At 68.3% G+C, this 11,298-nt stretch carries 9 protein-coding genes and 1 pseudogene; 6 read left to right on the forward strand and 4 right to left on the reverse strand.

Going from position 1 to position 11,298, the window contains the following annotated elements:
* Positions 1 to 135 precede the first annotated feature (135 nt).
* The 3 genes from purS to purL are packed head-to-tail and all read left to right on the forward strand — an operon-like array spanning position 136 to position 3,337.
* On the forward strand, positions 136 to 375 hold the full coding sequence (gene purS / locus IE307_RS11570) for a phosphoribosylformylglycinamidine synthase subunit PurS (protein WP_189157302.1): 240 nt from the start codon (positions 136 to 138) through the stop codon (positions 373 to 375).
* Positions 372 to 1,082, forward strand: a complete 711-nt coding sequence (purQ, locus tag IE307_RS11575; RefSeq protein ID WP_191297906.1) for a phosphoribosylformylglycinamidine synthase subunit PurQ — start codon at positions 372 to 374, stop codon at positions 1,080 to 1,082. The genes purS and purQ overlap by 4 nt, the downstream gene beginning before the upstream one ends.
* The gene (gene purL, locus IE307_RS11580) at positions 1,079 to 3,337 is read left to right on the forward strand and encodes a phosphoribosylformylglycinamidine synthase subunit PurL (RefSeq protein WP_191297907.1); all 2,259 of its coding nucleotides are present in this window, start codon (positions 1,079 to 1,081) and stop codon (positions 3,335 to 3,337) included. Before purQ ends, purL begins: the two co-directional genes overlap by 4 nt.
* A gap of 473 nt (positions 3,338 to 3,810) precedes the next feature.
* On the opposite strand, the gene IE307_RS11585 is transcribed toward purL, so the two are convergent.
* On the reverse strand, positions 3,811 to 4,530 hold the full coding sequence (locus tag IE307_RS11585) for a lysozyme (RefSeq protein ID WP_229904694.1): 720 nt from the start codon (positions 4,528 to 4,530) through the stop codon (positions 3,811 to 3,813).
* 111 nt (positions 4,531 to 4,641) lie between these two features.
* Positions 4,642 to 5,481, reverse strand: a complete 840-nt coding sequence (locus IE307_RS11590; RefSeq protein WP_191297909.1) for an aldo/keto reductase — start codon at positions 5,479 to 5,481, stop codon at positions 4,642 to 4,644.
* Between the two features lie 75 nt (positions 5,482 to 5,556).
* Between IE307_RS11590 and IE307_RS47415 the strand changes: the two genes are divergently transcribed.
* Positions 5,557 to 6,459 (forward strand): LysR family transcriptional regulator, encoded by a 903-nt coding sequence (locus IE307_RS47415; protein ID WP_191297910.1) that lies wholly within the window; start codon positions 5,557 to 5,559, stop codon positions 6,457 to 6,459.
* A gap of 117 nt (positions 6,460 to 6,576) precedes the next feature.
* Here IE307_RS47415 and IE307_RS47610 read toward each other — a convergent pair.
* Positions 6,577 to 7,101, reverse strand: a pseudogene (locus tag IE307_RS47610) (pentapeptide repeat-containing protein); the annotation flags it as partial.
* 217 nt (positions 7,102 to 7,318) lie between these two features.
* Positions 7,319 to 8,185, reverse strand: coding sequence for a pentapeptide repeat-containing protein (locus tag IE307_RS11600; RefSeq protein WP_191297911.1), 867 nt, complete (start codon positions 8,183 to 8,185; stop codon positions 7,319 to 7,321).
* Between the two features lie 71 nt (positions 8,186 to 8,256).
* On the opposite strand from IE307_RS11600, the gene IE307_RS11605 reads away from it, so the two are divergent.
* Together IE307_RS11605 and IE307_RS11610 are read left to right on the forward strand one after the other, a co-directional pair.
* On the forward strand, positions 8,257 to 9,072 hold the full coding sequence (locus IE307_RS11605) for an SAM-dependent methyltransferase (RefSeq protein WP_191297912.1): 816 nt from the start codon (positions 8,257 to 8,259) through the stop codon (positions 9,070 to 9,072).
* 60 nt (positions 9,073 to 9,132) lie between these two features.
* Entirely contained in the window at positions 9,133 to 11,298 is a 2,166-nt protein-coding gene (locus IE307_RS11610) for a putative bifunctional diguanylate cyclase/phosphodiesterase (protein ID WP_191297913.1), read from the forward strand.

Genomic DNA, 11,298 nt, shown 5'->3' on the forward strand with positions numbered 1-11,298 from the left:
AGCGAGGCAAGCTCGTTCACCCGAAGGTGGATCACCGGCGATGTGCCCCCGAACACGTGTCGCGGGGATGAACTCGCAGCTCAGGTAGGCTCTCGAGGTACCGCCAGCCCTCCCATTCCCCAGGAGCAGTCTGTCGTGGCCCGAGTCGTCGTCGACGTCATGCCGAAGCCCGAGATCCTCGACCCCCAAGGCCAGGCGGTGGCGAACGCGCTGCCCCGGCTCGGTTTCGAGGGCATCACCGCCGTCCGCCAGGGCAAGCACTTCGAGCTGGAGGTCGCCGACGACGTCGACGACGCCACGCTCGCCAAGATCGCCGAGACCTTCCTCGCCAACCCCGTGATCGAGGACTGGACCGTGCGCAGGGTCGAGGCATGAGGGTCGGTGTCGTCACCTTCCCCGGCACGCTCGACGACGTGGACGCGCAGCGCGCCGTCCGGTACGCCGACGGGGAAGCCGTGCCGTTGTGGCACGGGGACCGCGACCTGAAGGGCGTTGACGCGGTCATCGTGCCCGGTGGGTTCTCGTACGGTGATTACCTGCGGTGCGGTGCCATCGCGCGGTTCGCGCCCGTCATGCAGGAAGTGGTCGAGGCCGCGAACAAGGGCATGCCGGTTCTGGGCATCTGCAACGGTTTCCAGATCCTCGCCGAGGCCCACCTGCTGCCCGGCGCGTTGACCCGCAACCACAAGCTGCACTTCGTGTGCCGCGACCAGTGGCTGAAAGTCGAGAACAACAGCACCGCGTGGACCGGCAGGTACGACCTGAACGCCGAGATCCTCGTGCCGCTGAAGTCGGGCGAGGGCGGTTACCAGGCCGACCAGACGACTCTCGACGAGCTCGAGGGTGAGGGCAGGGTCGTCTTCCGGTACGTCGGTGACAACCCCAACGGCAGCCGCAACAACATCGCGGGCATCACCAACGCCAGGGGCAACGTCGTCGGCCTGATGCCGCACCCCGAGCACGCCATCGACGCGCTCACCGGCCCCACGGACGACGGACTGGGCATGTTCCTGTCCCTGCTCGACCTGGTGGGGGCGGGTTCCCTGCAGGGGGTCGGAATTGGCACAGAGGTGAAGGCATGATCGACACCGTCAAGAACGCCGAGGCGACCCCCGAGCAGGAGCAGCCGTACGCGGAGCTGGGCCTGAAGGACGACGAGTACGCGCGCATCAAGGAGATCCTGAAGCGCCGCCCCACCGACGCCGAACTGGCGATGTACTCGGTCATGTGGAGCGAGCACTGCTCCTACAAGTCGTCCAAGGTGCACCTGAAGTACTTCGGCGACACCACGACCGACGAGATGCGCAGCAAGATGCTCGCGGGCATCGGCGAGAACGCCGGCGTCGTCGACATCGGCGACGGCTGGGCCGTCACGTTCAAGCTCGAGAGCCACAACCACCCGTCGTACGTCGAGCCCTACCAGGGCGCCGCGACGGGCGTCGGCGGCATCGTGCGCGACATCCTCGCGATGGGCGCGCGGCCGCTCGCGGTCATGGACCCGCTGCGGTTCGGCAGGCCCGACGCCGAGGACACGAAGCGCGTCCTGCCCGGCATCGTCGCGGGCGTCGGCGGCTACGGGAACTGCCTGGGCCTGCCGAACATCGGCGGCGAGGTCGTCTTCGACGAGTCCTACCAGGGCAACCCGCTGGTCAACGCCCTGTGCGTAGGCGCGATGCGCACCGAGGACCTGCACCTCGCCCACGCGAGCGGCACCGGCAACAAGGTCATCCTCTACGGCGCGCGCACCGGCCTCGACGGCATCGGCGGCGTCAGCGTCCTCGCCAGCGAGACGTTCGACGACACGGCCGGCAAGCGCAAGAAGCTGCCGAGCGTCCAGGTCGGCGACCCGTTCACCGAGAAGGTCCTGATCGAGTGCTCCCTCGAGCTCTTCGAGAAGGGCATCGTCGCCGGCATCCAGGACCTCGGCGGCGCGGGCCTGTCCTGCGCGACGTCCGAACTCGCCTCCGCGGGCGACGGCGGCATGCACGTCTGGCTGGACCGCGTCCCCCTGCGCGCCACCGGCATGACCCCCGCGGAAATCCTCTCCAGCGAGTCCCAGGAACGCATGTGCGCGGTGGTCGAACCGGCCAACGTCGAGGCGTTCATGGAGGTCTGCGCGAAGTGGGACGTCATCGCCACCGAGATCGGCGAGGTGACCGAAGGCGACCGCCTGGTCATCACCTACCACGACGAGGTCGTCGTGGACGTCCCCCCGCGCACCGTCGCCCACGAGGGCCCGGTCTACACCAGGCCGATCCAGCGCCCGGCAGACCAGGACGACCTCCAGGCGAACACCCCCAACAGCCTCCCGAGGCCCGCGAAGGACGACCTGCTGGCCCTGATCAAGACCATGGCGGCCAGCCCCAACCTGGCCTCCAAGAAGTGGGTCACCCAGCAGTACGACCGCTACGTCCGCGGCGGCACCGTCCTGGCCCAGCCGAGCGACAGCGGCATGATCCGCATCGACGAGGAAACGGGCCGAGGCGTAGCCCTCTCCACCGACTGCAACGGCCGCTACACCAAGCTCGACCCCTACGAGGGCGCCAAACTCGCCCTGGCCGAGGCCTACCGCAACGTGGCCGCCACCGGCGCCACCCCGGTAGCCGTCACCAACTGCCTCAACTTCGGCTCCCCGGAGGACCCGGCGGTCATGTGGCAGTTCAAACAGGCAGTCAAGGGCCTGGCCGACGGCTGCGCCGAACTCGGCATCCCGGTCACCGGCGGCAACGTCAGCTTCTACAACCAGACCGGCACCACCCCGATCCTCCCCACCCCGGTGGTGGGCGTCCTGGGAGTGATCGACGACGTCCGCCGCCGCATCCCCACCGGCATCGGCGCGGAAGCAGGCGAAACCCTCCTGCTCCTGGGCGAGACGCACGACGAGTTCGGCGGCTCGGAATGGGCACACCACGTCCACAACCACCTGGGCGGCCTCCCCCCGAAGGCAGACCTCAAGCGCGAGAAGCTCCTCGGCGAAATCCTCGTAGCGGGCTCCCGCGACGGCATGATCTCCGCCGCCCACGACCTCTCCGAAGGCGGCCTGGCCCAGGCCTTGGTCGAAACCTGCCTGATCGGCGAGGTGGGCGCACGAGTCTTCCCCGAGGGCGACCTGTTCACCGCCCTGTTCAGCGAGTCGGCAGGCCGCGTCCTGGTCGCCGTGCCCCGCACCGAAGAACAGCGCTTCGTGGACATGTGCACCGCCCGCAGGCTCCCGTGGCGCAAGGTAGGCGTCGTGGACCCGGAGTCCAATGCCCTGGAGGTCCAGGGCCTGGGCGAACTCCCGCTGGACGAACTCCGCGAGGCCTGGGAAGGCACCCTCCCGGCACTATTCGACTAAGCACAATACGAAAGCCCCTTCCACACACGTGGGAGGGGCTTTCGCATGCGAACAGCGTGACCAAAGGGCCTTCGCATGCGAACAGCAATGCCGAAGGCGAGGCCCCCACCAACCGCGAAGCGAAGCGAGCCGTAAGAGCCAAACAGATCGGAACCGCCAACCAGTGGCGACGCGAAGCGAGCCGTCCGAACTCTTACGACTGGGCGGCGGTGCAACCCCGGTCCTGCGATTGGGGCTTGACCTTGAGTGGCGGGGTGCTACCCCTGATCGGGCACGGCCGGGCGCTTTTCAGCCCGGCTTTTCCGGCCGTCTCAGCGCCCCGCCAGAGGCTCAAGGTCAAGCCCCAATCGCCAGCCTTTGATTCGTCACGACCCGCGCAACCACCAACGCAACGCAACCAACTCCCACGGAACGCAACCAACCCCGCTGGAACCGGCAACAACCAACGCAACCCGACCCGCGCAACCCCAACCTCAACTAGCAGCAATCCGCTGCAGCTGCTCCATCCGCCCGTTGAACAAGTTCTGATCCCCAGGAAAATACCCAGCCGCCTGCCACTGCCAAATCGTGTGAAAATCAAACCCAACCGGCAGAGCCCCAAGCTTGGAACTGTAATGCGCAATCCACAAAGGATTGTTGTCCCCAAACCGAACCGACCCACCAACACACTTGTTCCACCAGCTGGTGGAAGTGTAAATGGCCGGATACCGCTTGGTCCGAGCAAAAACAGTATCGCTAAAAGCCTTGACCCACCCAGTCATGGCAGCCTGACTCATGCCATAACAAGTATCCCCATAAGGGTTGTACTCCATGTCCAACGCAGGCGGCAAAGTCCGCCCATCGGCAGACCACCCACCCCCGTTGTCAACGAAGAAGTTGGCCTGAGCCGCCCCACCAGCCCGATCCGGCAACGCAAAATGATAAGCACCACGAATCATCCCGACGCCGAACGACCCGTCGTACTGCTGAGTGAACTTCGGGTTCAAATAATGAACCCCCTCAGTGGCCTTCACATACGAGAACCGAGCCCCCTTGTCCCAAGAGGACTTCCAGTCCACATCCCCCTGATGACTGGACACGTCCATCCCGGGCACCTTGCCCTCAACAGGCGGTGACTCCGCCCGAGAGGTACCCGCCCCCTCGTGTTTGAGGATCTGGGAGCCCGCCGTGTGGTCCGCGGAGCCCTCGGGCAAGGGCGCCGCGGACGCGGGGGCCGGCGTCATGCCGGCGACGATCGCCACGATGCTGATCAAGGTCCGCATGGAGTAGATCGTGCGACCATTTGTCGCAATTTGCTACCGGCGTCACCCGTCCAGGCGGGAGAGCTCCTCGGCGGTCAACTCCAGGTGGGTGGCGGAGGCCGAATCCTGGATGCTCGCCGGTCGGGAAGCACCCGGAATGGGGACTACCACTTCCGACTTCGCCAGCATCCACGCGAGGCAGACCTGGTGGGCGCTCACGCCGTGGGCGTCGCCGACCTCCTTGAACGGGCCGCTCAGCGCGCCCGCCTTGCCGATGCCGCCGAACGGGCTCCACGGCAGGAACGCGATGCCGAGCTTCGCGCACAGCTCCAGCTCGGGTTCGCTCGATCGGAACACCGGTGAGAACTGGTTCTGCACGGCCGCGAGGCGTCCGCCGAGGATCTCGTTGGCCTGCACGATCTCGTCCGGGTTGAAGTTCGAGACGCCCGCGTAGCGGATCTTGCCGTTGTCGAGCAGTTCCTTCAGGGCGCCGACCGACTCGGCGATCGGCGTCTTCGGGTCGGGCCGGTGGAACTGGTAGAGGAAGATCTGGTCGACGCCGAGCCGCCGCAGCGACCCGTCGACGGCCTTGCGCAGGTACTCGGGCCGTCCGTCGAGGGCCCAGCCGCCGCCGGACACGCGCGTGTGGCCGCCCTTGGTGGCCACGAACACCTCTTCCGAACGGCCGCGCAGCCCTTCGGCGATCAGCTCCTCGTTGTGGCCGAAGTCGGTGTCGTCGAGCGAGTAGGCGTCGGCGGTGTCGATGAACGTCACGCCCGCGTCCAGCGCGGCGTGGATGGTCTCGATCGCCTGCGCGCGCTCCGGCCTCCCCTCGACGGAGATGGGCATGCCGCCCAGGCCGATGGCGCTGACTTCGACTTCTCCGATACGACGCTTCTGCATGTCTCCCACTCTGGACCCTTCTGATTAAGCTGTCCAACGCAAGGAAGTGATCTCATTCAGCAGCTTGGATGATGAATGGTGGAACTCAGACAGCTCGAGTACTTCGTGGCCGTGGCCGAGGAGTGCCACTTCACGAGGGCTGCCAAACGCATGCACGTGGCCCAGTCGGGGCTGTCGGCGTCGATCAGGGCGCTGGAGGTGGAGCTGGGCGCGCCGCTGTTCCTGCGCACCACCCGGCAGGTCGAGCTGACCCAGGCGGGCAGGGCGCTCTTACCGGAGGCGCGCAGGGCCCTGGGCAGCGTCGAGTCGGCCAAGGACGCGGTCGCGGCGGTGCAGGGCCTGCTGCGCGGCACGTTGTCCGTCGGCAGCCTGCAGTGCCTGCACGTGGTGCACCTGCCCGCGGTGCTGTCGCGGTTCCACGAGCTGCACCCCGGTGTGGAGATCAGGATGCGCCAGTCCGGCAACGCCGAACTGGTCGAGGACGTGCGCGCGGGACGCCTCGACCTCGCGTTCGTCACCCGTCAGCCGAAGATCGCCGACGACCTGCGGGTGTCCACTTTGTCCAGTGAGCCGCTCGTGCTCGCGTGCTCGCCGCAAAGCCCCTTCGCCACGAGGGAATCCGTCGAACTCGCCGAGCTGGACGGCCGATCGTTCGTCGACTTCAACGCCGACTGGGGCACGCGCGACGAGGTCGACCGGGCGCTCGCCGCCGCCGGTGTCGAGCGGCGGGTCGCGGTCGAGGTCAACGACGTGCACTCACTTCTGGACTTCGTCGGCTTTGGTCTCGGGGTCGCGCTCGTCCCGCAGTCCTTCGCGAACAAGTCGGACTCGGTCCGCTTTCTCGGGATCCGCGGCGACGTGGACGTCCCCTTCGCGGAGACGGTCGTGGTCACCGGCAACACCCCGGGTGCCGCCGCCGGTGTTCTTCTCGACGTGGTCTTCGAGGCGCGGGCGGGCAGGCTCCGGGTCGCCGGATAGCTTCCAGCCCTCGTGCGCGGTCCGCATCGCCGTGCCGGGCAGCACTTCCAGCTCGCCGATCTGCCTGGCCGGTGGCGGATCGGTCAGCGCCAGGAACGTGCCGACCGTCGCGGCGCGGACGTCGACCTCCCCCTTGAACGTGACCTCGCTGAACGCGACCCCGCCGTCGAACCTCGTCTCCGTGAGGTTCAACCGGCCGTGGAAGGTGGCGCCGGAGAAGAGCGTGGTCTTGCGGATCTCCATGCGGGGCAGCGCCGTGATGCCGTAGAACTGCGCCCGGCGCGCGATGAACCTGTTGACCCGCCTGCCGTCCAGCTGGAAGTACTCCAGGGCGGCACCGGTCAGGTCGAGGTCGTAGTACACCTTCTTCTTGTCGTCGCCCCACGAGAGCAGGTCGCGGATCAGGCGTTGTGCGGTCCGCCGGACCTGCTGCTCCCGCTGCTCGTCCTGCGGCACCTCCTCAAGCAGCACCGTGTCCGGGTCGGCGCCGTTCTCGGCCCAGGACGGGTGCGCGAAGGGCCGGCGCAGGTACGCGCACAGGACGTCGAGGACGGTCTGCGTGTAGCGGGGCGTGGAGGTCGCGAGCCACACCAGTGAGTGCATCGCGCCCACGCGCACCTGGTCGGCCTCGTTGCCGAGCATCTCGACCGAACGCGCGAACCGTTCGTCGGCGACCTTCTCGCTCTCCAGCGAGTGCTTGAGGTGGTTGAGGTACAACGCGTACAGCGCGACGACCGCACCGCCCGCGACACCGGCGGTCTTCACGATCTCGACCGCCGGTGCCTTGACCAGGTAGAGCAGGACCGCTGTCGCCGCGGTGACCACCGCGGCGGAGATGACTGCGACGAGCCACTTCACGTCAGTTCCTCCACGCTTCGGGCAGATCGGCCTTCACCGCGAACGCACAGCCGTCCGCCTTCACGTCCGCCCACGTCGAACCGGTGAACTTCGTCTCGCCGCCGAACTTCGTCTCCGTGAAGAGCGCGATGCCCCGTGCCGTGAACCTGCTGAACCACGCCTTGCCCGCGATCTCGGTGTGGTGCATGTGGAACCGGCCGTTCATCGTCGCCTCGGTGACGTAGAAGTGGCCGTGGATCTTCATGTGGTGGAAGGAGTTCGAGTCCTCGAAGTGGGCGACCCGCATGTAGAGGTCACCGACCTGCCGGTACGACAGGTCCATGAACTCCAGGTGCGCCTTGGTCAGGTTGAGGTCGTAGATCGGCGGGTTCTTCTCCTCCAGGCGCGGCAGGAGGTCCTCGATCAGCCGCTGCGAGGTGAGCCGGACCTCCAGTTCGATCTCCTCGGGGTCGTTCTTCGTCTTGCGGTACGGCTGGCGCAGGTACGCGCAGAGGATGTCCAGCACGGTCTGGGTGTACTCGGCCCTGGACTTGGCGAGGCCGGCGAGCGCGTGCATGGCGCCCACCCGCACCTGCGCGGTCTCGTGGCCCAGCAGCTCCACGGCGCGCGCGAACCGTTCGTCGGCAACGCGGGACCGGTCGTGCTCGATGCGCTGGCTCTCGAGCTCCTGGCGCGCCTCCTCGACCTTGCGGCGCCGGTCGTTCAGCCACAACGCGTACAGCGCGACGATCGCACCGCCCGCGAGGCCGCCGGTCTTGATCGCCTCGTGCTTCGGCGCGCCGGGGTCGATGAGCAGCAACGCGCCGCCGACCAGCAGAAACGCGCCGATCGAGGCGAGAATGGTCGACAGGAGCAAACTTTTCCTCACGAGGTCGGCATTCTGCCAAGCGCCGGGTGCATGATGGGCTCGAACGGTCCGAACGCGGGTGGGGTGAGCGAGTGGAGCGGCCGAACTGGGCGCCGGGTGATGTCGACCTGGAACGGCCGAGCGTCGCGCGGGTGTACGACTACTGGCTCGGCGGCGCGCACAACTTCGCCGCGGACAGGGCGGTCGCGGAGAAGGCGCTCGCGGCGATGCCCGAGGTCAGGACCGTGGTCCTCAACCACCGCGCCTTCCTGCGCCGCGCCGTGCGCCACCTGCTCGGCCAGGGCGTCCGCCAGTTCCTCGACCTCGGCTCCGGCATCCCGACCGTCGGCAACGTGCACGAGATCGCGCAGACGGCGGACCCGGAGGCGCGGGTCGTCTACGTCGACCTCGACCCGGTCGCCGTCGCGCACAGCCGTTCGCTGCTGTCCGGCAACGACCAGGTGAGCGTCCTGCAGGCCGACGTCCGCGACGCGGTGGGCGTGCTGGACTCGCCCGAGGTCGCCAAGCAGCTCGACTTCGACGAGCCGATCGGCGTGCTCATGATCGCGCTGCTGCACTTCGTGTCGGACGAGGACGACCCGTGGGGCGTCATCGGCCGCTACCGCGACCGCCTGGCGCCGGGCAGCTTCCTCGCGATCTCCCAGGCCGGCTACGACGAGGGGGACGTGGAGTCGTCGGCATGGGGGGAGGCGCGCCGGATCTACGACCGCCAGGTCACGCAGTCGACGTTTCGCGGCAGGGCGGAGTTCGGCCGGCTGTTCGACGGGTTCGAGCTGGTCGAGCCCGGTGTCGTCCGGGTGCCGGCCTGGCACCCCGAATCACCGGCCGACGTGGACGAGGCCGGGTACCGCTTCCCGGGGTTCGCGGCGCTGGGCCGGAAGGCGTAGAGATGACTGCGGACGGCAACCGGCCGTATGCTCCGCGTTCGTGGGGTTGAGGCCGAGCAGATGACCGAACGGGTTGACCAGCGAGTGCGTGAGGACCGCTCTCCTTTGGACCCGGCCGTTTTGGCCGGTGCCGAGGCGTTCGCGCGCAGCTGGGCCACAGCCGTCATCGGGTCGAGCTACGTGCCGATGACCAGGGCCGAGGTCGCCCAGCACCTGCAGGACCTGACCGAGCTGCTGGTCGCGGCGCTGTTCGCGAGCCCGTTCCGCACGGCCCCCGGTTACGAGATCGGCTCACGGCTGGTCGACGCGCACTTCACCGGCACCGACACGCTCGGCCGCACCGTCCAGCTCCTCGGCGACGACCTGCTGGCCGACCTGGGCTTCCCCGGCGACGACAGGCTGACGTCCCGCCTGGCGGCCCTGCAGGGCGCCCTGGCCGCCGGGTACGCCCGCGCGCTGCGGGAGCGCACGCTCGCCGAGCAGGAGGCGATCAGGGCGGCCGTCCTGGACGCCCGCGACCAGGCCGAGTCGATGCTGCGCGCGTCCGAGGCCCGGTTCCGCGCCATGTTCACCGAGGCCGCGATCGGCATCGGCATCGCCGACATCGACGGCCGGATCCTCGACGTCAACCAGGCGCTGCAGGACATGCTCGGGTTCAGCGTCGACGAGATGCGCCAGTACAACGTGCGCGACCTCATGCACCCCGAGGACGCGGGCAGCGTGTGGCGGCTCTACGACCAACTCATCGCGGGCGAGTGCGACCACTACCGCGCCGAGAAGCGCTTCCACCGCGCCGACGGCGAGCAGGTGTGGACGCACCTGACGCTGTCGCTGGTCCGCGACGACCACGGCGAGCCGCAGTACCAGGTCGCCATGATCGAGGACGTCACCGATCGCCACCTGCTGCAGAACCGCCTGCGCTACCAGGCGCTGCACGACCCGCTGACCGGCCTGCCGAACCGCGCCCTGTTCCTCGAACGTCTCGGCCGCGTCTTCAACAACCGCGCGAAGCACTCCCGCGCCGGCCTCTGCTACCTCGACCTGGACGGCTTCAAGGTCATCAACGACTCGCTGGGCCACGACACGGGCGACCAGCTGCTCGTCGAGGTCGGCCGCAGGCTCGACCAGTCCGTGTCCGGCGAGGGCAAGCTGGTCGCGCGCATGGGCGGCGACGAGTTCGTCATCCTCGTCGAGGGCTCGTCCGGCGAGCAGGACATCGTCGAGGTCGCGGACCGGGTGCTGACCGCGCTGGAAGCCCCGATCCGCATCGCGGGCCACGAGCTGTCCGTGTCGGCGTCGATCGGCATCGTCGAACGCCAGCTCTCCGGCACGACCTCCGCCGACCTGATGCGCGACGCCGACATCACCCTGTACTGGGCGAAGGCCGACGGCAAGGCGCGCTGGGCGCTGTACGACCCCGAGCGCAACGCCCGCGAGGTAGCCAGGTTCACGCTCTCCGCGACGATGCCACGCGCCTTGGAACGCGGTGAGTTCTACGTCGAGTACCAGCCCCTGGTGCGCCTCGAGGACTCGACGGTCACCGGCGTCGAGGCACTGGTCCGCTGGCAGCACCCGGAGTTCGGGCGGCTCGCACCGGACAGGTTCATCGAACTGGCCGAGGAGACCGGCCTGATCGTCCCCTTGGGACGGTGGGTGCTGCGCAAGGCCTGCGAGGAGGCCCGGCGCTGGCTCGAGGAGTTCGGCGACTCGGCCCCGTTCGTGTCGGTGAACCTCGCCGTGCGCCAGTCCCGCGACCCCGAACTGGTCCGCGACGTCAAGCAGATCCTCGACGAGTGCGCGCTGCCGCCGCACCACCTGCAGCTGGAGCTCACCGAGTCGGCCATCATGGGCACCGCCGACGAACCGCTCGAAGCGCTGCGGGCGTTGTGCGACATCGGCGTGCGCATCGCGATCGACGACTTCGGCACCGGCTACTCGAACCTGGCCTACCTCAAGCACCTGCCCGTGCACGAGCTCAAGATCGCCGGCTCGTTCATGGAGGGGCTGCGCGCCGAGAACGAGGAAGACCCGGTCGACTCGCAGATCGTCGCGACCCTGGTGCAACTCGCGCACGCCCTGTCGTTGGGCGTCACAGCCGAGGGCGTGGAAACGCCTGCTCAGGCCGCCCGGTTGTTGCGGCTGGGGTGTGACACCGGTCAGGGCTGGTTCTTCGCGCGGCCCGGTCCGCCGGAGAACATCGACAGCCTTCTGCGTGGTGATCTCTAG

Source organism: Lentzea cavernae, from assembly GCF_014653695.1.
Classification (GTDB): Bacteria; Actinomycetota; Actinomycetes; order Mycobacteriales; family Pseudonocardiaceae; genus Lentzea; species Lentzea cavernae.

Coding starts and splice junctions, on each gene's coding strand:
- IE307_RS11610 (WP_191297913.1), top strand. CDS start 9,133: ATGACCGAACGGGTTGACCAGCGAGTGCGTGAGGACCGCTCTCCTTTG.
- purL (WP_191297907.1), top strand. CDS start 1,079: ATGATCGACACCGTCAAGAACGCCGAGGCGACCCCCGAGCAGGAGCAG.
- IE307_RS11590 (WP_191297909.1), bottom strand. CDS start 5,481: ATGCAGAAGCGTCGTATCGGAGAAGTCGAAGTCAGCGCCATCGGCCTG.
- purQ (WP_191297906.1), top strand. CDS start 372: ATGAGGGTCGGTGTCGTCACCTTCCCCGGCACGCTCGACGACGTGGAC.
- IE307_RS47415 (WP_191297910.1), top strand. CDS start 5,557: ATGGTGGAACTCAGACAGCTCGAGTACTTCGTGGCCGTGGCCGAGGAG.